Below are 24,542 nucleotides of genomic sequence, written 5' to 3'. Positions count from 1 at the left end.
TGACATGTCACAGGTCTATGCGGCGGTGTCGGACGGCGCCGGCCATTATCTGATCGCGCGCAAACGCCTACTCAATCAGTGGTGGGCGGAATACGCGGCGCCGGTACTGGCGATGGAAGCGCTTGCGCTGGTATGTCAGACCAATGCGGATCCAGCGCAGGATTGGAACACTGCCCGGGTTCGGCTAGGTAACGCATACCAGGCGGCAAACGGGGTCTTGTGCGACGGGATACCCGTCTTTCCCGACGCAGCAAGCGCACTCGATCGTGCAAGAAACGCATGCATCGCCAATCCCGACGGGAAAGTGATCGCCAACAACGCGCTGTTCGCAGTCCAGAATCTCATCGATGTGACGATTGCACGCCGCCCGGCCATTCCGTTTTCTCCGCACATCAAGGCCGATACCGCCACGCTCGCATCCAGCATCGCCGCTGCCGGGGGCAATCCCCTGCAATGGAACACCCCGCGCGCGCAGGCCGAGGCGATCGCGGCCGCGCTCGATACCTGGGCAGCCGCCCAACCACCAGGCATCGTCAATCAGGCAGGCCAATGGGCATTACCCGGTGGCGGCATCCACGACGGCGAATCTCCCGAGACTGCGGCGCGGCGCGAGTTTGCCGAGGAGACCGGTTTTTCGCTCGACAACGTGAGTGACTTCCCGAGCGATCCGCCCGTGCAACTGACCGACCCGGAACGCAACTCGTTCTGGCTGGCGTGTTTCTCGACCAGGCTTTCTCTGGATGACATTGCGACATCCATCAATCGGGCCACTGTTCCACGCGCAATCGGCAATCGACCGGCCAGCAGCGCAGTCTGCGATTGGGAAATCGAAGGTGTGCAACGCGTCGAGAAATCGCAACTGCGCGCCTATCTGGGTACCTACCAAGTCCTGTCGCGGGCCGCTGTAAGCAACGCGGCTTGCGCCCAGGCACGCATTGACCATCCGGGTTCGCCTACCCCAACCAGTTATGACAGAAAGTGGCAGAAAAGCAGACGCCATGCCATCGATTGGTACGCGCTGATCGCCATGCATCTGCAAGTCACTGTTTGATTACCCGTTCCACCAGCCCTCTCCACACGCGGAACTTCACCATGACCTTCCACATCGGCTTTGACACCGACCGCTTTCCGGGACTGCCCGCGCTCGCCTGGTTGAAGACACAGACCGGGCTGGCCTGGTGCGGCTATTACCTGGCGCCTGCGCCCAGCCATGCGGATACCGGATGGATGGGATGGCGACCGACGTTGGTTGCCAATGGCTGGGGGCTGGCGCCGATCTATCTTGGCCAACAGAGCGCCGGGCCGGGCTCGCATACCGTGACCGCAGACCAGGGCAGCGTAGACGGCGCAAACGCGGCTTTCCTGGCCGATCAAGAGGGCTTTCCCGTTGGTGCGACGGTCTATCTTGACTGGGAAGACGGCGGGGAACCCAGTGACGCTGGAATCGCCTACATCCGCGCCTGGATCGCGGCACTGGTCGCTGCCGGCTACGCGCCGGGCCTGTATTGCTCGCACGTACTGGCCGCCAGCCTGGTGGCCGCACTCGCGCCGGGGCCGACGCTGCAGGTCTGGGCCTGGCGCGTCGCCAACGCCAACACCCACACCTACGCCGGCGACATCCGGACGGTGACCGCATCCGATCCGGCCGGCTGCGGTTATGCGCATGCCGCGCTCTGGCAGTGCGAACAGAACGCGGTGCTGTCGCTGCCGGGAACGCCCTGCGATGGTCTGCAGATCGACCTCAGTTACTCCGACGCCGCAGATCCAAGCGCTCCCTGAGCAAACGCCCCCTTCCCCTTTGCGAGCCGAGACCACGCCATGAAGGAATCTCCCGAACAAGAACAACTGCGCCGTGCGATCAGCGGCGAGTTGACCAAACGGATCAACGACGCGGCGCGCTATCCCAACGTGCGCTCAGCGGTGATCCAGGCATTGGGCACCATCCAGGATCGGATCGCAGCTCTATGCATCGCGTTGCGCGAGCAATTCATGTTGCGCGACGACCAGCCGCTGGCACGCTTCTACATCAAGGGCGGCAATGCATTCACCGCCTGCATGGACCTGTTGCAGGGGCAAGACCAGCACCTGTTCGATTCGGGAAGCTCGGATTGGGACACGCAGGTCGCGATCGATCCCTGGCTTCCCATACCCGTGCAGGATGCGCTGCATGCGGAAATCGAGGACATCGTCGTCGATGAGATGAAGAAGGCCGGCGTCCTCATCGCCTTCGAGCTCAGTCTGCTGACGGCCCTCGAATCTCCGCTGTCAGAGCGGCTTTACCCCATTCCACGTGCGCAATGGAGTCCGAACACAGTCGACGTGAGGTGTCTGGTCACCTGTGACGCGCCGCAAACATTACGCCGGGTCTTCGAGCGTGACCGCACCGGCCTGTCCGCCTATACCGGCGTGGAGATCGCCAAGATCGGGGAGCGCGATACCCCATCCCCGCCAGGCATCGTGCTGAACGACGGGATCAAGCCCTTCGTGCTCTATCGCCTGGGTTACACCTGGCACGCCAACCTCATGGAAACCTATGTCGACCGGATTGTTACGGAACCGGCAAGTCCACGCGGCGTCCTGATGGAATTGATCGACGTGAGCCTGCCGCGCCGCGACACGATCGAAGCGATCGCGATCTGGTCGGAGATGGAAAACGGCCACCTGACCATCGCCACCGCTGGCGGCGCGCAGGAGCGCTGGCAATTGCCGTTACCGGACCTGGACTACCATCTGCGCGAGAATCTGCTGATGTTGTGCGAGATCGCCAGCGACCCGCACGCGCTGGGCGCGCACAAGGAAGCCAAGCGGCGCGAACGCGTGGCCGCAATCCATGCCTGGTACGCGTCCAGAGCGCAGCTGCCGCACTTTCAAAGCGTGCTCGATGGAATGGCGGGCAGACACGTCGGACAGGTAGGCGACGATGCCACCGCGCTGGTGAACGCATTGATGGCATCGGTGCGCGCACGCACGGTGGGAGCCGCACCGGACTACGTCAACGGACAGCCGACCGATGCCACGCGCACGCGCATCATGGCCGCACGCTACGGCACCGCCACCATGCTCACCTTGCTGTCGTCCGCATTCACCGCGCCGGTCGTGCTCTCGGCCGCCTTCAGCGACGATCTTTTGTTGATGCATACCCTCGCCCAAAGCCCCTATCTGGCGGTCGATCAGCTGCGCTTTTCCGGCGTGGACATGGCGGCCGTGGCTCGGGTCAGCCATGAGCAACTGCGCGGACTGGATATCACCGTGTTCGAGCAGGCTGTCGGACGCTGGCTGGGTGAGCAGGTTCAGGTGCTGGCCCAGCCCCACAATACCCCACGTGTGGGCAGCCTCAGCTACGAGTGCACGCTGGTGGTGTTCCTCAACAACAAAAAGCCCCCCTTCGAGAAAAAGGCGCTTGCATTCTTGACCCTCACCACCGCCACGAGCGCGCAGGCGCCTTTCCACGCCGACCCGGTCGCAGATGGCAGCGCCTATGCAGCGCTGCTGGATATCGATAACCAGCGCAAGGCAGCTGCGGCGCTGGTCGATGAGTTCGTGCTGCGTGACCTGCTGTCCAAGCAGCACGAAGCCATCAAGACACTGTTACCGCAGGCTTGACGGGGGCGATGGTTCTCCTCCGCCATGGGTCTTGCGGAACTGGCGTGGACAAATGCCCACCAACCGCCGGAAGCTCTTCTCGAAATGGCTCAAGTCGCCGAAGCCAACCTTCAGCGCCACCTCGGTAATGCGCAATTTCTGCTGAGCATGCAGCAGTTCCTTGGCCTTTTGGATGCGCAGCCGTTGTAGCAGCGGCTTGAACGTGGTGCCGAGTTCCTCCCGAAACAGAAAGCCCAGATGCGACTGGCTCACATGCGCTTGCCTGGCCAGATCCCCCAAGGTCAGCGGCTCGGCATAGTGCTCACCAAGGTGCACCAGCGCCCGCCGTAGCGCATCGTGCAGGGTGGCAAGCCGCTGGCCCTGCCGATGCGGGAGGTCGGCAATCCAGTCGTCCGGGGCGGTCGGTTTCGGTGCTTCGCATGCAGCATCCTGCGACCGGCACACGCTTGCATGCAGATCGTCATGCGGTCGTTGCAGCAGGCTCTGCGTAAGAGATGGCGCATACCGTTGGATGTCGGCAATCTCGATCGGCTTGCCGCCGGTCATCACCGCCAGCCGCACGATGACCCGTTCCAGCTCCAGGAGATTTTCGGGCCAATGGTAATGACGCACGGCATCCATCAATGCATCGGTGACAACGTGACACGCATCGAAACCGTGCAGAGCCAGCACGCGTGCGAGGTGGAATTCCAGGTCGTCCCGCCGGTTGCGCAAGGTCGGCAACTCCACTGCCATAAAATCCAGCTGCGACAACAACGTGCGCGAAAAGCGACCTGCACGCACCCGTTGCCGCAGCTCGGCGGTCGTGGAGGCAATCACCCTGCTGACGCCATTGCCGTCGGTTGCGGAGCAGTGGATTTGTGCCAGCCGAATGCGCTCAGGCACCTGGCGCTGCAGCGCTGCATCCAGCTCGTCGATATCCTGCAGAAACAGCGTTCCGCCTGCGGCGCGCTTGAACCACGCGGCAGGATCTTCGGCAGGATCGGCGCAATTGATCGTGACGAACGGCCCATCGCGCAATGGCCCGTGCGCGTGCAACATGAGCGCCACCGCATCCGTCTCGGTGCCGAATTCGCCGCGCAAGAGTGCTGGGAGGCGGGTATGCGCAACGCGCTCGACGAATTCGTCAAGTTGCCATACGGCATCACAAACGCCGGTGATCGATGACGAACGATTCATCCGCTCTTCGGCCCAGGCCCGCGCTTCATGGCGTTTGATCAAATGGCCGCAGCGCTTTGCAACGCGCTGACACAGCGCAGCCATGGGCTGGCTCATCCCGCTGTGGGCCAACATCACCGTCAGTTCGCCGAGCACCCGCTCTGCATACACCACCGGAAAATAAAACACCCGGTGCTTGTCGCCATCACGCATCACGTCGGGATACGGCGGATGCATCGTGGGTGCCCAGGTAAACCGACACGTGCCTCCCTTGAAGCTGTCATGCCGGCACAACGCGCCGGCAATGTTTTCCAGCAACACCGGAAGAGGATCCCCTGGGAGATAGACGCGCCGCAGTAGATCGATGACCTGATTGTCCATTGAGTATTCCTGACCTGATTGTTGGCGCGCTCAAAAGCGGCCATACCCAAGTCGCGCCATCCCTGACCAGACCGTCGGCAGAGCTCCAGGCAATGAATCCCGCTTTTGGGTAGCCCCAAGGGCGTCTTCGTTTCTCACACGACTGCGTCACCGAAAGCGAGACCGACCTCACCTCGATGCCCAGACCCGTTTGAGGCGCAAGATCGTCGCCAGCGAATCAGATGCTTGTTGCAAGCCATCCCGGTCTTTAGCACTGCGTGCTAGGCCAATCCCGACGATCTGTATCCAATCGGCGCTTCGTATTCGATTAGGTGAGCTTCGTCGCACTCGTTGCCGATGCAGCAGCAACAAGGCACGCGCAGGGAGTGCGCGTGGAGCAGGAGGTATTCGACATGCCGCGCGTGTCGATCGAGCGCGAGCCGGTGCGATGCGGGGCCAACCCGCGATGCACACTCCGGCACAAATCCGGGGCGGCAGCCGACCTTGCGCGTCCCTGACGACACTCCCAACGCATCGGGGGCGCCACAGGGGTGGATGGACCGATGGATGACCATCGCGGCGATGGCACCGGCAAGCGCCACGTCCCGCAGGCAGGAAGGCCCCCTTGCCGAGTGAGCACGCCTCTCTGGGTTTCTGCACGGCGGTGCTGGGATAATGCAGGTCCTCTTCGATAGCGACCACCATGTCCCGACCCGTCCCCGTCCTGCGCGACTACGACACCATCAAGCCCTTGCTGTGGCTGGTGTCGCTGGCGATCTTCATGCAGATGCTGGATGCGACCATCGTCAACACGGCGTTGCCGTCGATGGCGCACAGCCTGCACGAAAGCCCCCTGCAGATGCAGTCGGTGGTTTTCAGCTATGCGCTGGCGGTGGCGATGTTCATTCCCGCATCGGGCTGGATTGCGGACCGCTTCGGCACCCGGCGCACCTTTCTGGCCGCGATCATCGTGTTTACGCTGGGTTCGTTGCTGTGCGCAGCCGCACAACAGCTGCCGCAACTGGTTGCCGCACGCGTGGTGCAAGGTATCGGCGGCGCGATGCTGCTGCCGGTGGGCCGGCTGGCGGTGCTCAAGACGGTGACACGCACCGACTTTTTGCGCGCGATGAGTTTCATCGCAATCCCGGCGCTGATCGGCCCGCTCATCGGCCCCACGCTGGGCGGCTGGCTGGTCGAAATCGCCTCGTGGCACTGGGTGTTCCTGATCAACCTGCCGATCGGGGTGATCGGTTTCATCGCTGCGTTGAAGGTCATGCCGGACCATTATGGCGATGCGCGCAAGCGCTTTGATCTGGTCGGCTATCTGATGCTGGCAGTCGGGATGGTGGCGTTGTCGCTCGCATTGGACGGCATTTCCGAACTCGGATTACGGCATGCGTTCGTAATGCTGCTGGCGATCGGCGGGCTGGCCGCGTTGGCCGGTTATTGGCTGCATGCGGCCAGTGCGCCGGCTGCATTGTTTCCACTTGTGTTGTTCAAGGTGGCCAGCTATCGCATCGGCATTCTGGGCAACCTGTTCGCGCGCGTGGGCAGCGGCTCGATGCCGTTCCTGATTCCGTTGTTGCTGCAGGTTGGTCTGGGCATGAGCCCAATGAATGCCGGGTTGATGATGGTGCCGGTGGCGCTGGCCGGCATGGCCTCCAAGCGCGCCGCGGTGAAACTGGTCGGCCGCTTCGGCTACCGGCGCATCCTGATGCTCAATACCGTATTGGTGGGCCTGGCGATGGCCAGCTTCGCGCTGATCGACGTCGGTCAGCCGCTGTGGCTGCAGTTGATCCAACTGGCCTGCTTTGGTGCGGTGAACTCGCTGCAGTTCACCGTGATGAACACCGTGACCCTGCGCGATCTGGACCGCGAGCAGGCCAGCCCCGGCAATAGCCTGCTGTCGATGGTGATGATGCTGGCCACCGGCTTCGGCGCGGCGGCGGCGGGCAGTCTGTTGGCCGCCTTCAACACGCATCTGGGCGATAGCCACGGTGCCACGGCGGCGCTGCATGCCACCTTCCTGTGCGTGGGCGGCATCACCCTGTCTTCGACGCTGATCTTCTGGCAGCTGGCCGAGACCCGCCCGCATCCCCGGCAGGTGGAAGAAGTCGCCGAGTAACCGTTGCGCTACAGGCCCGCGCGCGGGCGCCGTCGCAACGCCTCGGCAATCGTGTCGGCCAGCATGTCGCCGGTCAGCGGCTTGCGCAGGAAACTGTCGAATCCAGCCTCCTGTGCAGTGGGTTCGACCGCTTCGTCCGAGCGTGCGGTCACCGCAATCAGCGGCATGTCGTAGCCGAACACGCGCAGCTGTCGTGCCAGCGCGAAACCATCCAGGCCCGGCAGGTCCAGATCCAGCAAGGCCAGGTCGAAGGCGTTGTCGGCCGCCTCGGTCAACGCAGCCAACCCATGCGGGGCATGCACCACCGAGTGGCCTTGCGAACGCAGCAGACCGACGATGACCTCGGCGATGGTCGCGTCGTCTTCCACCAGCAGGATGCGCTGCGGTGCGATCGCCGCGCTGGCACGCGTCACCTCGCCGCCGAGCGTGGCATTGGACGTCACCCAACGCAGCGGCAGATCGACCACAAAGCGCGTGCCGGCGCCCAGGCGACTGATCACCTCGATATGCCCGCCCATCGCCATCGCCAGTTCCTGACAGATCGCCAGGCCCAGGCCGCTGCCGCCGTAACGCGACGTGGTCTTGGCCCCATCGCCTTGTTCGAAACGCTGGAACAGCCGTGCCTTCTGATCGGCATTGATGCCCGGCCCGGTATCGGCCACTTCGAAACGCAGGCCTTGATACGAGCCCAGCGTGGTCAACTTGAGCCCGACCACGCCGCGCTCGGTGAACTTGATCGCGTTGCTGAGCAGATTGAGCAGGATCTGGCGGATGCGGGTGACATCGCCGCTGGCGGTGATGTCGCCCAGCAGGCCGATTTCCAGACTGAAACGCAGGCCGCGCTCCTGCGCCAGCGGCGCCATCAGCCCCTCCACTTCGGCCACCAGCTGGCGCACCGAGAACGGCTCCAGATCCAGCTCCAGGCGCCCGGACTCGATCCGCGCCAGATCCAGCGCATCGTTGACCAGGCGCAGCAGATGCGCGCCTGCGCGGCGAATGGATTCGGTATAGCTGCGTTGCTTGTTGTCCAGCGTGGTCTTGAGCAACAACTCGCTCATGCCCAGCACACCGGTCATGGGCGTGCGCACTTCATGCCCGAGCGTGGCCAGAAAGCGGGTCTTTGCAAGCGATGCCTGCTCGGCCAGTTCCTGCTTGTGGACCGCCAGTTGCCAGGCATTCAAGCGATGCAGACGCCGGCGGTACAGCAGCACCGCAGCGGCAATGCTGCATAGCGCGAGCAGGCACAGCAGGGTCAGACCCCACGGCGACAGCCACCACGGCGGCAGCACCTGAAAGCGTAGCGTCTGGCTGGCCGACCAGATGCCGTCGGCGGTGCGCCCCTGCACTTCCAAGGTGTAAGGGCCCGAAGGCAGCCGCGAAAACAGCCGCTCGCCGCTGGGGCCGACATCGATCCAGTCCGGGTCGTAGCCGCTCAACCGGAAGCGGTAACTGGTGGACTCGGGACTGGTGAAGGTCGGCATGCGCGCGACGATGTGCAGATCGCGGTCGCCGTCGAGCATCTGCAGCGGTTCGATGCCGGTGACATCCAGGCCTTTCTCGCCACGACGCAACCCCACCCGCTCGATCAACAGCACCGGCCGATGCAGACTGGGACGCATGGCGCCCGGATCGAACAGCACCACGCCGTCGGGCGTGCCGCCCACGATCTGCCCGGTGTTTGCCTGCACCAGCGTGTCGGGCTGGAATTGCTGGTTCGGCAGTCCGTCGTGCACGCCGTACACGCGCACCAACTTGCTGCCGGGATCGATGCGGATCAGTCCGCGCGCGCTTGAAACCCAGGCCACCCCACCGGCATCGATCACCAGCCCGTTGGGCTCCACCATCGGGAATTCCTGCGTGTCGTCCACCGTATCCAGATGCTTGAGCCGGTGACCGTCCCACAGGTAGCGCCGCATCTGCCCGACCAGCCCGATCCAGACAATGCCGGCCTCGCCGAATCGAAACACGTGTACTGTCTGCGCAGGCGCACCGGGCACCGGCACGAAACGATCCGTCTGCGGCTCCCAGCGCCACAGACCGGTGCTGTTTGCAAGCCAGACCTCGCCATCCGGGCCCGTTCGCAGATCGCGGATGCTGGAGGTTCCCAGGCCGTGCTGTCCTGGTGCGATGCTGCGTAGCAGGCGACCGTCTTCGTCGCGTATCTGCAGCCCGCCCCTCATCAGAGACACCCACATGTGTCCCCGCTCATCGGCGACAAAGTGGCCCGGCGAATCCGAATAGGCCACCGATGTGGGGTCATCCGAGATCGGCAAGCGCCTGATCTGCCTGGTGCGCGGGTCGTAGCGCACCAGACCCGCCTTGAAGCCGATCCAGACAATTCCCTGTGGGCTTTCGAGAATGGCGTCCGGCCAACGCAGGCCATAAATCACCCTGCCGTGGCGCTCCAGTCGCCCCGTCGCCGGGTCCAGGCGTTCCAGCGCCCCGCGCGTTCCGGAGAGCCACACCCCACCTGACACCGACGGCGTGGCAACCCGTACGAAGGGATTGCTCATCGATTGCGGATCGTCGGCGTGATACGACAACACCGAGAAGGTGTTCCAGTTCGGTGGCAGGTGCCAGAGCCCGCCATTGAGACTGGAGAACCACAGCCCGCCCTCGCGGTCCTCGTAGGCCGTGGCCCAACTGGGCTTGACCATTCCATGTGCGGAGGGGCTGTAGATCGGCACGTTGCTGACCTGTCCCCCGTCGGAAATACCGAGACCGGACATCGTATCCAGCCAGTAACGTCCACTGCGATCACGCAGCAGCATGCCGAGCACGCGCTGGGTTCCGGTACTGTCCTGCCAGGGCTGTTGCACAAAGTGGCCGCTGGGGTCGAGCTTGAACAAGCCTTTATCGATATCACTGACCCACAGCGTGCCGTCGCTTTCCATGCGCAGCCCATTGGTGTTCTGTGATGAACCAGGCAGCGGCAATCGCTCGAAGTCCTTGCCATTCCAGCGCGCAAGGCCGGCGCCGGTGCCGATCCACAGATCGCCCGCAGGGGTGACCTTCAATGCGTTCACGGTATTGGACGGCAGGCTGTGCGGGTCTCCCGCAACCGACTGAAAGCGCTGCAGGCTGCCGTCGGCGCGGCGCCGATACAACCCGTTACTGGACGTCCCGAACCAGACCTCACGTCCCAGCGCGGCGATCACCCAGACCGTGCTTTCCTTGAGTTCGGGAAATTCGGGACTCTCCAGCCGCTTGAACACCCGCTGCCTGGCGCTCATCACCCCGGTGCCACCGTTTTCAAAGCCGACCCAGACCTGGTCGTCGGCGTCGATACAGATCGCCCACACACCGTTGTTGGGCAGTCCTTCCTCCATCCGCCAGATGCGGTAACTGCGCCCATCGAATCTACTCAGGCCGTCGTCGCTGGCGAGCCATAGATAGCCCTGCTTGTCCTCGGCGAAATCATTGACCGTATTGGACGGCAAGCCATCGGCGACGGTGAGCTGGACGGGGACAGGGGTGATCGGCACGCTCGCACAGGCAAGCGCAGGCAGCACTGCGATCAGCAGACACACACACAGCCTGGCAAAGCGCTGCCGGCAATCGAGGCGAGGACGTAGATGAGACATGAAGGTTTCGCTGCAGGTTGCTGCATAGTGCGGGCCGCACCGTGCACGGGCAAGCCTGTCGCGGTGCAGGCGGACGCGCAACCTGCGATGCGACCTGCCAAGCATGCAGGTGACCGTGCAGTCACGCTCGCTTGGACCGACAGATCGGCGCTGGCGGATGTGCGCAGGCTGCGCCGTACCCTTGTCGCGCCGGCCCTGTTGCGATCATTGAATCGCGGCGAGCGGCCAGCGGAGGCAAACCGACCACAACGCCTGAGACAGCATCCCCCATGATCCATGCCGCAGCGTGCAAGGCCTTACACGGCCAGCGCTTGCGGCATTGGTCAACGCGAGTCGATGGCCGGGCCGTCCCGCGTATCGGCAGCGTCGGCAAGCACCTGCGCCAGGGCCTGCGCGAGCAACTCGCCGGTGACCGGCTTGCGCAAGAATCCGTTGCAGCCAGCCGCCATCGCCTGCGGTTCTGCATCGGCATCGGCACGTGCGGTCACTGCGATGATCGGGAAGCGCGCGCCGCGCGCACGCAGTTGCGCCACCAGCGCAGCACCGTCGATCCCCGGCAGATCCAGGTCACACAGGCCCGCATCGAAGCTGCGTGTCGCCACCTCGGCCAATGCGGCCAGGCCATGCAGCACATGGGTGACCTGATGGCCGCGCATCTGCAGCAGGCCGGTAATGACCTGCGCCACGGTCGGGTCGTCTTCGACCAGCAGCAGTTGCAACGGGACCGAGGCCTGCGCCGAGGTGACGCGCGGCGCGGCAAGCTCCGGGAGCGCACGCGCCCAGCGCAACGGCAACTCGACCACGAAACACGCCCCCTGCCCCAACTCGCTGCTGACGGTCACCGCACCGCCCATCGCCGCCGCAAGCTCGCGGCAGATCGCCAGCCCCAGGCCGCTGCCGCCATGTCGCGCGAGCGTGTGTGCGCCTTCGGCCTGCTCGAAACGCTGAAACAGGCGCCCACGCTGCTCGGCGCTCATGCCCGGACCGGTATCGCGCACCTCTACCCGCACCCCCCGCGCCGGACTGTGCGGCAACACCGACACGCGCAGCTGCACGCTGCCGCGCTCGGTGAACTTGACCGCGTTGAACAACAGGTTGAGCAGGATCTGTTGCACCCGGCTGGCATCGCCATGCAATGCAGGCGGCAGCGCGTCATCCAGCTCGCACTCAAAAGCCAACTGCTTCTGCTCGGCACTCGGGCGCACCAGCTCGGCCACCTGCCTGACCAACTGGCGCAGATCGAAATCGCGATCATCCAGCGGCAGCTTGCCGGCCTCGATCCGCGCCAGATCCAATGCATCGTTGACCAGCCGCAGCAGATGCTTGCCTGCCGACTGGATCGCACTGGCATAGCCCTGCTGCCGTGCGTCCAACGGCGTCTGCAGCAACAACTCGCTCATGCCCAGCACACCGGTCATCGGCGTGCGCACCTCGTGCCCCAAGGTCGCAAGAAAGCGCGTCTTGGCCAACGACGCCTGCTCGGCCAGCTCGCGCTTGTGCTGGGCCAACTGCCATTGCGCACGCATCCGCACACGGCGGCGGTACGCGGCGGCGAGCAGGCCGCCCAGCAGCACTGCCAGCATGCAGATCAGCGCAATGCCGGCATCGCTGCGCCACCAGGGCGGAGTGACCGAAAAGCGCAGCGATTGCACCTGCGATGCATTGCCCAATGGATCGATCCCCTGCATCTCCAGGACATAACTGCCTGGCGCTAACGAGGAGAATTCGCGCATTCCCGCAGCACCATGTTCCACCCACCCGGTATCGAACCCCGACAGCCGCGTACGGTAGCGATTGGCCATCGGATCGACGAACGAGAGCAGCCGCATGTTGATCCGCAACTGGCGATCGCTCGGCGCAAGCGAAAAGCCACCGAGGATCGACAATGCCTGACGGCGATCGGCGCGCTGGATGCTCACCGCTTCCAGGCGCATCTGGGGGGTGAACGACGGCACATCCGGCGCCTTGGTATCGATCAGCAGCGTGTAGCCGTCTGCAGTGCCCCCGACGAGGACCCCATCGCGCGCCATCAGCAGACAGCGGCGGCTGAACTCCTGACTGGTCAATCCGTCGCGCGCACTGAAACTGCGGATCCGGGCGGGCGTGGTGCGTGCATCGATGCGCCACAGGCCGCGCGGACCGGACATCCACACGCGTCCAAGCCCATCAAGCTCCAAACCGTATGCGTCCATGGCCGGAAAGCCTTCCGCCGCACGAACCCGGCGCACCCGCTTCCACGCGGCACCGTCTTTCTGCCAACGCTCAATGTTGCCTGCGCGGTAAAGCCACAGGTGGCTTTGATCCTCGAAGACAAAGCGTTGGATCGGATCGATCTGCAGACCTGGTACCGGTACGAAGCGATGTGACGCGGACTGCCAGACGTACATGCCGCCGACGGCACTCAGCCACAGGTTCCCATCCGGTGCCACGCTCAGCTGACTGGGAATCACCTGCTTCAGGCCATGCGGGTCGGCCTGGGAAATCGTCTCAAGCACGCGCCCGGTCACCAGATCTCGCCGCTGGATCACCTGCTCGTAAGCGGTCCACAACGTGCCGTCGCCGGATTCGCCCATCCAGATGACCGTCTCAGCAGGTCCGTCATCGCTGAAATGCTCAAGCGCGCCCGTTTCGAGGTCCAGACGCGACAACCGGTGCTCGCCATTACCCAGCCAGAGCTGCCCCCGACTGTCTTCCAGGGTCATTGCAATCTGCAGATCGCGCAGGTCGGGATGTTGGATACCGGTCTGCACGAGTGCCCCGGTGGACGTGTCGTAACGCAGCAACCGCCCACTGCCGTCGAACTGCCAAAGCCCACCGGATCGATTGGCTGGCGCAAGACTGCAGACGATGCCCTTGCCCTGGTCGTTGATCTGTTTGAAAGCGGCAGTGCGGCGCCAGTCTTCACGCAGATAGGCAAGCCCGCGTCCATGCAGTGGCACCCAGATTCCCCCGTGCGGACTGCGCCAGATGGTGGTCACGTGGCGGTTGGAGACCAGCGGGGCATCGCCATTGTTGACCGGCGTCGGCGGATGATCCGGACGGGTATGCCATAGCCCCTGTTCGGTGCCCAGCCAGAACTCGCCATCGCCAGCGTCGGCCACTGTCCAGACCCGGTTGCCGGCAGCAAACATCGGTGCCCAGGAGGGCGTATGCCACGCACCGGACGCGTCCATGTAGCGCAGCCCGGTGTCCATGGAAGCCCACAGCCGCTGGCCGACCCATTGCAGCGCATTGATGCCGGTGTCGTCACCATCCGGGCGCACGCGGTGCAATGCCAGGCCGTCGTAATAGGCCAACCCGCCCAGGGTGCCGATCCACATCCGGTCGCGATCGTCCAGCGCAAGCGCATACACGGGACTGGGCGTCAGCGGCTCCTCCATCTTGGCCAGGTCGAAGGAGGTGAATTGCCCCGTGGCCGCCAGACGCAAGACGTTGCCGGTGGACAAGCCAAACCAGACCTCGTCGCCGCGCCCGGCGATGGCATAGACGTCTCCCAGCGCCAGTTCGGGTACGTCATCGGGAAGATACGCGGTCAGCTTGCGGCGATCGGCACTCAGCATGGCCACGCCCGCGCCGCCCAGCGCCAGCCAGATCCGATCCTGGTTGTCGATATACAGCGCCTGCAGGAGATTGCTGCGCAGCGAGTAGCGATCGGTCGGATCGTTGCGCCAGACCTTGAACTCTGCGCCGTCGTAGCGGACCAACCCATCGGTGGTGGTCATCCACAGATAGCCGGCGCGGTCCTGCGCAATGGCGGTGATCATGGTGGAGGGCAGCCCCTCGGCAGCCCCGACGATGCGGAAACGCGGAATCGCCGGCACCTCCGCCAGCGCCGGAAATACGGTCAGGGCGGCAAGCAGCATGAGCAGCAGATAACGCATGTGGGCATCCTTTCCACGTCCAGCCCGCATGCTCGCAACGGATCGTTGCGAGCGCAAGCCGCGCGCACATCCTCGGGATATGCCTAGAATCCGCCCATGACAACCTTCGCCCACCTGTTGCTGCTTGCCATCCTGGGAATGACCAGCCTTGCCGCTAGCGCCGCGCCGGTGCGCTATGCGCTGGATCCGGTGCATACCCGGGTCATGTTCGCGGTTGAACATGCCGGGTTTTCCAAGGCGTTAGGCGCCGTTTCCGGAACTAGCGGCACCTTGGTCTTCGACCCGGACGACTGGGCCGCAGCGCGGCTGGATGTCAGCGTGCCGCTGCAACGCACCGACCTGGGCGATGCCAAGTGGAACCAGGCCACGCTGGCGCGCAACCTACTCGACGCCGAGCGGTTTCCCGACGCCCGTTTCGTCTCTACGCACGTAGAGGCCAACGGCGAAAACCGTGCCAAGGTCACCGGAAATCTGACCCTGCATGGGGTCACTCGCCCGGTCACCCTGGACGTGACCCTCAATGCACTCAAACGCCATCCGCTGCCACCGTTCCGCCGCACCGCCGGGTTTTCCGCGACCGCCACGCTGAGCCGTGCGGAATTCGGTATCGACGCGTGGAAATCGATGATCGGCGATACGGTCGAACTGCGGATCGAAGCCGAGGCCGTACGCGAAGGCCGCGCCGACGATGACGCACCGCAACCGCAAGATGCCCCCACCGCCCCTGACACTGCCGCCCCTCCGGAAAACCGAACATGAGTCTGAAAAATATCGAACGCTGGGGCGGTGTCAGCCAGATCCTGCACTGGCTGATCGCGCTGCTGATCCTGGTGCTGGGCATCGTCGGCCTGACCATGGGCGAACTGCCCAAGACACCGAAATATTTCTGGGTCTATACCGCGCACAAATCGCTCGGGCTGACCGTGCTTGCGTTGGTGATCGTGCGGCTGGGCTGGCGCCTGTATGCGGGCGCGCCGCCGCCGGTCAACGGCACCCCACGTTGGCAGGAACGCATCGCCAGCCTGACCCACTGGCTGCTGTACGCGATGCTCTTTGCCATGCCGCTGTCGGGCTGGTTGTACGACTCCACCAGCGGGCTGCGGCCGTTCCGTTGGTTCGGGCTATTCGCTGTGCCCAAGCTCAGCCCGCCAGACGAACAACTGCGCGCAATCGCGCATTTCATCCACGAATGGGGCTTCTGGCTGTTGATTGCCGTGGTACTGGCGCATGCCGGCGCTGCGTTCTATCACCACCTGTTCCAGCGTGACGCCACCTTGGCGCGGATGTTGCCGCGCGGCTGGCTCTCTTCCAAAACCTAAGGATTTCTCATGTCGTCCAAGCTGTTTGCCTCTCCCCTGCTGGTCGCGGCCTCGTTGGTCGCCACCTTCGCCGCCGCGCCGGTCCTCGCCGCCGATTACATCCAGGCACCCGGCTCGTCGCTGGTGTTTGCCAGCAAATACGATGGCGAAGTGTTTACCGGCAAGTTCCCCGGTTTCGACACCACGCTGAGTTTCGATCCGGCCAATCTTGCCGGCGCCAAGCTCGATGTGCGTATTCCGCTGGCCAGTGCCATCAGCGGCAATAACGACCGCGATTCAACCCTGCAGGGGCCGGACTTCTTCAATGTCGCCAAGTTCGCCACCGCGCGCTACCGCGCCGACAAGTTCCGCGCACTCGGCGGCAACCAGTACGCCGCCGACGGCACCCTGGAGCTGCGCGGCGTCAGCAAGCCGGTCACGCTGACCTTTACCTGGACCCCCGGCGCGCAGCCGGTGCTGACCGGCAAGGCCGTGGTCAAGCGCCTGGACTTCGGCGTGGGCAGCGGCGACTGGGCCGACACCAAGACCATTCCCAACGAAACCGCGATCAGCACCAAGGTCGTGTTCAAGGCGAAGTAACGCCACCGGCCGCACCGGACGCGGCCATTGAACGGCGGACTACCTCGTCGGGTCCGCCGTTTTTTTGTGCCTGATGATTGAATGACACCGCGCGACAGCTAGACTCGGCACTCGCCCCAAGGACGCCGACGATGCGCGCACATGGAACGTTGACCCGCTGGAATACCGACCGCGGCTTCGGCTTTATTACCCCTGCTCAGCCGGGCGATGACGTGTTCGTGCACATTTCCGCGTTTCCGCGCAGCTTCGAGGCGCCGCGCATCGGCGAAGTGATCTCCTTCGAAACCGAGCCTGGCCCGGATGGTCGCCCGCGCGCGGTGCGCGTCGTGCGTGCCGGAACGCACGCGCCCAAGCATGACGCCCCTGTGCGACGCAACGCGACACGCACGGTGCCGGCAAAAGGACAGATCGGACTTGGCAAGGTCTTGCTCATAATGCTGGTGCTCGGTGGCGGGGCGTTCGCCTATCAGCAGCGCGACTACTTGATCGATGTGTTCACCCCGGCACCGGCACTAGAGCAAACGCAGTCGCCAACGCGGCCCGTAGCAACCACGCCTGCGTCTGCGCCCACCGCGCAATACAGCTGTGGCGGGCGCACGCGTTGCACACAGATGAGTTCCTGCGCCGAAGCTACTTACGTACTGCACCATTGCCCCGGTACCGCGATGGACGGCGACAACGATGGCGTGCCCTGCGAGGACCAGTGGTGCCATTGAATCAATGCGGCTGACACCTTGAACGGGCGGCCGAGAAGAATAGTTTGTTAGCCGCATCTTGTTAGATGCAGTCAAACGCCCAGGTCAAACGCTGAGTTGGTCGAGCGCGCGGTGCCCTCACCGCTCGCGGGACACGCCGTGAACCCGTCCCTGGGGGCTCGGTGGCGGCATCCATGCCGCCACACGGTCCCGCAAGCGGCGAGGACACCGCACCATAAAGTTTGCCGACTGTTTGATTAAAAAAGATGCAAACGACCATCTCCACTGGTCCTTGCCCGCCCACCGTCGCGGGACCTTACGCGGCATGGATGCCGCGTAAGAGCTTACAAGGACGTATTTGCGGCGTGTCCCGCGATGGTGGGCGGGCAAGGGCACTGCAGCCAAGTGGCAGATGGCCGCCCTGCAGCGAAGGCCCAGATCACCTCCCCGCACCAGACCGGCGTGAAGTCGTTTTCAGCCGCTCTGAATCCACACTCTGGCGCGTATCGGGTGCGCACGCACGGCATCAGCGTGTACCGGCATTCAACCACTCGCGCAAACGCTGGCTGTCGAACGGCCACCCCAACTCGCGCCCACCCGCATCGCGCAACACCGGCACCCGCTCACCATAAGCGGCCTCAAGCTCCGCATCGTTATCGATAAAGACGCTGCTGAACTCGCCTGCGCGCACTTGCGCCAGCACCTCCACAGCCTGGTCGCACAGGTGGCAATCGTCGCGTTGGTACAGCGTCAAGGCCATCGCAAAGTTCCCAATGCTGCGCTGCAGCCGTGCTGCAATCGCCGAACGACTAGAATAGCCGCCTTTACGCTCACCCCTCCGGCACGCATGGCTGTCAGCACGTTCGACCTGTTCAAGATCGGCATCGGTCCGAGTTCCTCCCACACCGTGGGCCCCATGCGCGCGGCCGAGCGCTTCGTGCATCGCTGGCTGCTCGACACCGGCCGCCTGCAGGACGTGGTGCGCATCCGCGCCGAGGTATTCGGCTCGCTGGCGCTGACCGGCCGTGGTCATGGCACCGACAAGGCGGTGCTGCTGGGGCTGGAAGGCCACCGCCCCAACCTGATCGACCCGGACATCATCCCCGCCACGCTTGAGCGCATCCGCACCAGCAAACGCATTAACCTGATGGGTCAGCGCGAGATCGTCTTCGACGAAAAACGCGACCTGCCGATGAACAAGCGGCAGAAGCTGCCGTACCACACCAACGGCATGCGCTTCACCGCTTACGACGCCGACGATGCAGTGATCGCCACGCGCGATTACTACTCGGTCGGTGGCGGCTTCGTCGTCAACCAGGACGATGCCGCCGACGACCGCATCGTGGCCGACGAAACCCCGCTGCCCTACCCATTTCTCAGTGGCGACGAACTCCTCGCGCAGTGCGCACGTAGCGGCCTGAGCATCGCCGCGCTGATGTTCGAAAACGAAAAGAGCTGGCGTAGCGAGGACGAGATTTGTGCTGGCCTGCGCGAACTCTGGGCGGCAATGCAGTCCTGCGTGGAGCGTGGCATCCGCCAGGAAGGCACATTGCCGGGCGGTTTGAACGTGTCGCGGCGCGCACCGGCGTTGTACCGCGAACTGTCGTCCAAACCCGAAGCAGCGATGCGCGATCCACTGACCACACTGGATTGGGTCAATCTCTACGCACTGGCCGTCAACGAGGAAAACGCCGCCGGTGGCCGCGTGGTCACCGCACCCACCAACGGCGCGGCCGGCATCATTCCCTCGGTGCTGCATTACTTCGACCGTTTCTGCCCTGGCGCGTGCGAGCAGCGCATCTTCGATTTTCTGCTCACCGCTGCAGCCATCGGCATCCTCTACAAGGAAAACGCCTCCATTTCCGGTGCTGAAGTCGGCTGCCAGGGCGAAGTGGGTGTGGCCTGTTCGATGGCCGCCGGCGGCCTGGTCGCCGCGCTCGGGGGCAACCCCGGGCAAATCGAGAACGCGGCGGAAATCGGCATGGAACACAACCTGGGCCTGACCTGCGACCCGATCGGCGGCCTGGTGCAGATCCCCTGCATCGAACGCAATGCAATGGGCGCAGTCAAGGCGATCAATGCCAGCCGCATGGCCATGCGTGGCGACGGCAAGCACAAGGTGTCGCTGGACAAGGTCATCAAGACCATGCGCGACACCGGCCGCGACATGCAGGACAAGTACAAGGAAACCAGTCGCGGCGGCCTGGCAGTCAACGTGATCGAATGCTGAGCCGGGCGCGGTTTTGAACCGCGGCATGGATTTGCATTGACGCAGCAATGCAGCGCCAACCTCTCGTCCGCCGCGAAAGGTAACACCCAACGCCGTCCATTTCTGGCAGACGCAGAAAGCTGCGCAGTCGAGAAAGCTGCGCAGCCCACCCTGCAACAAGCCCCCGCTTCCAGCTTCCCTTCTCCCGCCTGCGGGGGACGGTGCCCGAAGGGCGGATGGGGGCCGGCCATCGCCATCGCCGTCATTCTCCCTCGCCGCAGGCCGGCATCCAGCGGCGCAGCCACACAACCTGCACCGCCAAGGCGCACCTGCAGGCGCTTCCGGCACTGCCGCACACCGCCAAACGCACAGCGATGCGACCACCCGCAGCGCCCGCTGACGCAATCGCTCAACACTGCAGAGCTGTACGTGCCCACCACATGCCACCGTGTACCGTTTGCCGCTGGATTCCGATGGAGATCGCGATGCGACAGCTTGTCTGCACTCTCGCCCTTGCCCTGGCCTGCGCGCCCTTGATGGCGCAGGAAACCCGCTATGGGCCGCGCCTGGAAGGCTTCGACTACCCGTACCCGGTCAAGACGTTCGCCTTCACCTCGCAACGGCAGCCGCTGGAAATGGCGTATCTGGATGTCGCGCCCACCGGCAAGCCCAACGGGCACACCGCCGTGCTGCTGCATGGCAAAAACTTTTGCGCCGCCACCTGGGAGCAGACCATCGCCGCGTTGAGCACCTCCGGCTACCGCGTCATCGCGCCGGACCAGGTCGGCTTCTGCAAATCCAGCAAGCCGGCCGCCTATCAGTTTTCCTTCGCGCAGCTGGCCGACAACACGCAGGCACTGTTGAAGAAGCTGGGTATCGAACGTGCCGTGGTGGTCGGTCATTCGATGGGCGGCATGCTCGCCATCCGCTATGCACTGATGTATCCGCAAGCCACCGAACAGTTGGCATTGGTCGACCCGATCGGCCTGGAAGACTGGAAGGCCGAAGGCATCCCCTGGCGCAGCGTGGATGCCTGGTACGACAACGAACTGAAGATCAGTTTCGAGCGCATCAAGAAGTATCAGATGGAGGTCTACTACGCCGGCCAATGGAAGCCCGAATTCGAACGCTGGGCGCGCATGCAGGCCGGCATGTCGCTGGGCAACGGCAAGCAGGCGGTCGCCTGGAACCAGGCGCTGACCTACGACATGGTGTTCAACCAACCGGTGGTCTACGAACTGCCCAGGCTGGCCGTGCCGACGACGCTCTTCATTGGCCTCAAGGACCGCACCGCGATCGGCAAGGACACCGCGCCGCCCGAGGTCAAGGCACGCGTCGGCGACTACACCAGGCTGGGCAAGCGCGCCGCCAAGGCGATTCCGAACGCGAAGCTCGTCGAGTTCGCCGACCTCGGACATTCGCCGCAGGTGCAGGACCCAACGCGTTTCAATGCTGCGCTATTGAAGGCGATTGCGCCGTAATTGCACGACCCGCTGCACTGTGGTCGATGTGGGTCCATTCCTCTAAAAACCGCAGGTCGGTAACGTCCGGGCTGCGGCGCACTGCAGTTGAATGTTCGGCGCAGACGCACTGCCTCAGTCAGCACGACAGACAGCCGCCAATCCCCGCACGCAAGTCGGCAATCGAGTTCGGCGCCACATCCCGCCAGCGCATCTCACCGACCCGTTACCCAGCCACGATCCGCAACACATCATCCAGCAACGCCGCCGCCGTCACGTCGGCACCCGCGCCCGGCCCCTGGATCAGCAATGGCTGTTCACGATAACGGTCGCTGCTGATGGCGACCCGGTTGTCGGTGCCCGCACCGCCGGCCAGCGGGTGATCCAGCGCCAACTCGCGCAAGCCGACGCTGGCGCCATGCGCATCCACGCGTCCCACAAAGCGTAGGCAGCGCCCTGCGGCACGTGCCTGCTGCCAGCGCGCGCCCACCACCTCATCCAGCGCGTCCAACTGTGCATCCAAGGCCGCAAGCGGCACGTACGCGATGCGCGCGGGCACCAGCGATTCCACATGTACCTGTTCGGCCTCCAGCTGCCACCCGGCCGCACGCGCCAGGATCAGCAGCTTGCGCCGCACATCCTCGCCCGACAGATCGATACGCGGATCCGGCTCGGTGTAACCGGCCGCCACCGCCTCGCGTACGCAATCGGAAAACGCGCTACTGCCGTCGTAGCGATGGAACAGCCATGCCAGCGAACCGGACAATACGCCTTCGATCGAATGAATATGGTCGCCGCCCGCCACCAACGCGCGCACGCTACTCAACACCGGCAACCCCGCACCCACCGTCGCGCTGTCACCGTAATGCGCGCCACTGGCATGACGCGCCGCCTGCACCGCCTGCGCCCGCGACAATGCGGTGCCCTGCCCGAGCTTGTTGGCGGTAACCACGTGCACACCACGCAACAACCATTCCACATGCCAATCGGCGACCACATCGCTGGCGGTGGCATCCACCAGCACATCGCCGGCACGCAAGGCGGCGGTTTCGGCCCAGGGTTGCAACACGGCCTGGCCACGCGGCGCGGCGTTGGCTTGTTGCAAAGCCTGGGCGGCGCTGGTGCCGCAATCGTGCGCGACGCGCGAGTTGGCCAACCAATCGAAGCGCGGCAACTGCAGCTGGCGCTCCTGTAGCGCGGTGTAGCGCGCCACAAACGCGCGCCCCACCGTGCCGGTGCCCAGCAAGGCCAGCCGTGGCGTTGGCGTCACTGCTGCCGTCGAAGCGCGACGCGAAGCAGGCAGTACCGCGCTCACGCGTCGACCTGTTTGCGGCTTGCAGTGGTCAGCGTTGCTTCGGCACGCGCCAGACCTGCGCGTAGATCGATCAGCAGATCCTCGGCCGATTCGATGCCGATCGACAACCGCAGCAGGCCGTCGGAAATCCCGGCCGCAGCCCGGGCTTCGGCGGTCATCGCCGCATGCGTCATCGAGGCCGGATGGGCGATCAGGCTTTCCACACCGCCCAGCGACTCGGCCAGGGTGAAGTAACGCAGGCCATCGACAAACGCGCGCACTGCGGCTTCGCCACCATCGAGCTCGAAACTCATCATCGCGCCGAAGCCCTTCTGCTGGCGCGCGGCCAGCGCATGTCCCGGATGCGCAGCCAGGCCCGGGAAATACACCTGATTGACCACCGCATGCCCGTCCAGCAGTGCGGCGATCGCATCGGCGTTTTCCTGGTGCACGCGCAGGCGCGCATCCAGCGTGCGCAGACCGCGCAAGGTGAGGAAGGCATCGAACGGCGAGCCGGTCAGGCCCAGCGCATTGGCCCACCACACCAACTGCTGATGCAGCTCGGCATCGCGCGCAACCACCGCGCCACCCACCACATCGCTGTGGCCGTTGATGTACTTGGTGGTGGAATGCAGCACCAGGTCCGCCCCGAATTCCAGCGGCTTCTGCAGTGCCGGCGACAGGAAGGTGTTGTCCACCACCGTCAACGCACCCACCTTCTTCGCCGCCTCGATGACGAAGCGCAGATCGGTGATGCGCAGCAGCGGGTTCGACGGAGTTTCGATCAGCACCAGCTTGGGCGAGTGCGCCAGCGCATCGGCCAGCGAGCGCGGGTCGGTGAGGTCGGCGGTGATCAGCGCGAAGTGGCCCTTCTTGGCCAGCGCATTGAACAGGCGCCAGCTGCCGCCATACGCATCGTGCGGCACCACCAAGGTATCGCCCGGCTGCAGCAGCGCGTTGAGCACCAGGTTGATCGCGCCCATGCCGGTGGAGGTGATCACCCCGCCGGCACCGCCTTCCAGTTCCGCCAGCGCTTCGCCGAGCAGATCGCGGGTCGGGTTGCCGCTGCGGGTGTAGTCGTACTGGCGCTTGTTGCCGAAACCATCGAAGGAGAAGTTCGACGACAACACGATCGGCGGCGTCACCGCGCCATACGCAGTGTCGCGATCGATGCCGGCGCGCACGGCGGCGGTGGCGGCGGTACAGGGGGCGTCGGCGGGGTCACGAAAGCTCATGCGGTTTCTCCGGTGAAGCGAAGGGCAGTGGTGAGGATCGCGTCGATGCGATCGATTTCTTTCAGGAAGGCGTCGTGGCCATACGGCGAGCGCAACACGCGCAAGCTGCCGCGCGGCCCCAAGCCTTCGACCAAGGTGACAAGGTCGGCCAGCGGCACCAGGCGGTCGCCTTCCACCGCAACAACGACGGTGGGCACGCGCACCTGCGCGGGATCGATGCGATGCAGATCGATCGATTCGGACAGCCGCAGATACGCGTTCACCGGCGTGCGCGCCACGTATTGCGCGCCGGCGGCATCCAGATAGTCTTCGGCCGCCACCCGCACGCGGCCATTGATCACTTCCGGCGGCGCGTCGAAGCGCTCGCTGAATTCTTCCGGCGTGCGGTAGCTGAGCATGGCGAACTGCCGTGCCAGCGCCAGCCCATGGTTTTCTGCGCATTGCAGCTGACCCAGCGCCACCGCGCGGCGCTGCAGTGCACGCCAGGCGGCGGCATACGGATGGGCGCGATGCGCGCCACTGACCGCTACCAAGGTGCCGACGCGGGCGGCGTGCCGAATGGCGAACTGCAAACCGACCAGCGCGCCGTACGAGTAACCGACAAAGCCATGCAAACGCGCGATGCCCAGCACATCCAGCAACGCGGCGATCGCATCGGCCTGGTCGGCAGTGTCGATCGGCGCATCCAGCGTGCCGTCGGCGCCAAGGAAATCGAACGCCAACAGACGACGCGATGCCGGATCCAGCGCGCGGCCGTTGCCGACCAAGCCATCCATCCAGCCCTTTTCGGGGAACAACGCACTGGGAGCCAGATGACGGTGCGCGGAAATTCCGCCGGCCACGAACACCACCGGCGCATTGGCAACGCCAATCAATTCGTAGCGCAGCCGCACCTGGCGCATGCCGGCGTGCCGCATCGGCAAGGCGATGACGAGATCGCCGCGCACGGCAATCGTCCCGTCATCGGTGACGGCGGGTGGATCGGCGTAATCGGTAGGTGACGGCGATGCTGTATTCACGAGGCTCATGGCGATATCCGG

General features: G+C 64.6%; 17 protein-coding genes. 10 read left to right on the top strand and 7 right to left on the bottom strand.

From position 1 onward, the window contains the following. Positions 1-4 precede the first annotated feature (4 nt). From GGR61_RS07925 to GGR61_RS07915, 3 genes are all read left to right on the top strand, one after another. The gene (locus GGR61_RS07925) at positions 5-1,051 is read left to right on the top strand and encodes an NUDIX domain-containing protein (RefSeq protein WP_221237323.1); all 1,047 of its coding nucleotides are present in this window, start codon (positions 5-7) and stop codon (positions 1,049-1,051) included. A gap of 41 nt (positions 1,052-1,092) precedes the next feature. Next, on the top strand, positions 1,093-1,779 hold the full coding sequence (locus GGR61_RS07920; protein ID WP_184621050.1) for a glycoside hydrolase domain-containing protein: 687 nt from the start codon (positions 1,093-1,095) through the stop codon (positions 1,777-1,779). Positions 1,780-1,932: 153 nt separating this feature from the next. Further along, the gene (locus GGR61_RS07915; protein ID WP_184621049.1) at positions 1,933-3,603 is read left to right on the top strand and encodes a hypothetical protein; all 1,671 of its coding nucleotides are present in this window, start codon (positions 1,933-1,935) and stop codon (positions 3,601-3,603) included. On the opposite strand, the gene GGR61_RS07910 is transcribed toward GGR61_RS07915, so the two are convergent. Then, positions 3,589-4,917, bottom strand: coding sequence for a helix-turn-helix domain-containing protein (locus tag GGR61_RS07910; RefSeq protein WP_326520624.1), 1,329 nt, complete (start codon positions 4,915-4,917; stop codon positions 3,589-3,591). The two genes, GGR61_RS07915 and GGR61_RS07910, sit on opposite strands and share 15 nt — an antisense overlap. Before the next feature lie 907 nt (positions 4,918-5,824). On the opposite strand from GGR61_RS07910, the gene mdtD reads away from it, so the two are divergent. Next, entirely contained in the window at positions 5,825-7,246 is a 1,422-nt protein-coding gene (mdtD, locus tag GGR61_RS07905) for a multidrug transporter subunit MdtD (protein WP_184621047.1), read from the top strand. A gap of 8 nt (positions 7,247-7,254) precedes the next feature. Here mdtD and GGR61_RS07900 read toward each other — a convergent pair whose 3' ends face one another. Together GGR61_RS07900 and GGR61_RS07895 are read right to left on the bottom strand one after the other, a co-directional pair. Beyond that, positions 7,255-10,830, bottom strand: a complete 3,576-nt coding sequence (locus GGR61_RS07900) for an ATP-binding protein (RefSeq protein WP_184621046.1) — start codon at positions 10,828-10,830, stop codon at positions 7,255-7,257. 323 nt (positions 10,831-11,153) lie between these two features. Continuing rightward, the gene (locus GGR61_RS07895; RefSeq protein ID WP_184621045.1) at positions 11,154-14,711 is read right to left on the bottom strand and encodes an ATP-binding protein; all 3,558 of its coding nucleotides are present in this window, start codon (positions 14,709-14,711) and stop codon (positions 11,154-11,156) included. Between the two features lie 96 nt (positions 14,712-14,807). Between GGR61_RS07895 and GGR61_RS07890 the strand changes: the two genes are divergently transcribed. The 4 genes from GGR61_RS07890 to GGR61_RS07875 all read left to right on the top strand — a co-directional run bounded on the left by GGR61_RS07890 (position 14,808) and on the right by GGR61_RS07875 (position 17,325). Further along, positions 14,808-15,470: a YceI family protein gene (locus tag GGR61_RS07890; RefSeq protein WP_184621044.1), complete on the top strand. Its 663-nt coding sequence runs from the start codon at positions 14,808-14,810 to the stop codon at positions 15,468-15,470. Further along, positions 15,467-16,030: a cytochrome b gene (locus GGR61_RS07885; RefSeq protein ID WP_184407091.1), complete on the top strand. Its 564-nt coding sequence runs from the start codon at positions 15,467-15,469 to the stop codon at positions 16,028-16,030. Before GGR61_RS07890 ends, GGR61_RS07885 begins: the two co-directional genes overlap by 4 nt. 9 nt (positions 16,031-16,039) lie before the next feature. Then, positions 16,040-16,609 carry a YceI family protein gene (locus tag GGR61_RS07880; protein ID WP_184407092.1) on the top strand — a complete coding sequence of 190 codons (570 nt, stop codon included), beginning with the start codon at positions 16,040-16,042 and terminating at the stop codon, positions 16,607-16,609. Between the two features lie 131 nt (positions 16,610-16,740). Continuing rightward, complete coding sequence (locus tag GGR61_RS07875) at positions 16,741-17,325, top strand: cold shock domain-containing protein (RefSeq protein ID WP_184621043.1); 585 nt, start codon at positions 16,741-16,743, stop codon at positions 17,323-17,325. 505 nt (positions 17,326-17,830) lie between these two features. Here the strand turns inward: GGR61_RS07875 and GGR61_RS07870 are convergent. Beyond that, positions 17,831-18,064, bottom strand: coding sequence for a glutaredoxin family protein (locus GGR61_RS07870; RefSeq protein WP_184407094.1), 234 nt, complete (start codon positions 18,062-18,064; stop codon positions 17,831-17,833). Between the two features lie 87 nt (positions 18,065-18,151). On the opposite strand from GGR61_RS07870, the gene GGR61_RS07865 reads away from it, so the two are divergent. Both GGR61_RS07865 and GGR61_RS07860 read left to right on the top strand, forming a co-directional pair. Then, positions 18,152-19,534 carry an L-serine ammonia-lyase gene (locus GGR61_RS07865; RefSeq protein ID WP_184621042.1) on the top strand — a complete coding sequence of 461 codons (1,383 nt, stop codon included), beginning with the start codon at positions 18,152-18,154 and terminating at the stop codon, positions 19,532-19,534. Positions 19,535-19,986: 452 nt separating this feature from the next. Continuing rightward, positions 19,987-20,994, top strand: coding sequence for an alpha/beta hydrolase (locus GGR61_RS07860; protein ID WP_184621041.1), 1,008 nt, complete (start codon positions 19,987-19,989; stop codon positions 20,992-20,994). Positions 20,995-21,199: 205 nt separating this feature from the next. Here the strand turns inward: GGR61_RS07860 and GGR61_RS07855 are convergent, their stop codons facing one another. Genes GGR61_RS07855 through GGR61_RS07845 form a run of 3 tightly spaced genes read right to left on the bottom strand, consistent with a single transcriptional unit; the run spans position 21,200 to position 24,530 of the window. Beyond that, the gene (locus GGR61_RS07855; protein ID WP_184621040.1) at positions 21,200-22,288 is read right to left on the bottom strand and encodes a homoserine dehydrogenase; all 1,089 of its coding nucleotides are present in this window, start codon (positions 22,286-22,288) and stop codon (positions 21,200-21,202) included. Beyond that, a complete protein-coding gene (locus tag GGR61_RS07850) occupies positions 22,285-23,502 on the bottom strand; it encodes an O-succinylhomoserine (thiol)-lyase (RefSeq protein ID WP_184407098.1) in 1,218 nt (405 codons plus the stop codon). Before GGR61_RS07850 ends, GGR61_RS07855 begins: the two co-directional genes overlap by 4 nt. Further along, positions 23,499-24,530, bottom strand: coding sequence for a homoserine O-succinyltransferase (locus tag GGR61_RS07845; RefSeq protein ID WP_184621039.1), 1,032 nt, complete (start codon positions 24,528-24,530; stop codon positions 23,499-23,501). Before GGR61_RS07845 ends, GGR61_RS07850 begins: the two co-directional genes overlap by 4 nt. Between the last annotated feature and the right edge of the window lie 12 nt (positions 24,531-24,542).

The sequence above is a fragment of the Xanthomonas sp. 3058 genome, assembly GCF_014199765.1.
Lineage (GTDB): Bacteria > Pseudomonadota > Gammaproteobacteria > Xanthomonadales > Xanthomonadaceae > Xanthomonas > Xanthomonas campestris_B.
The sequence above is the reverse complement of the archived record's forward strand: the minus strand, read 5'-3'. Positions and strand labels throughout refer to the sequence as shown.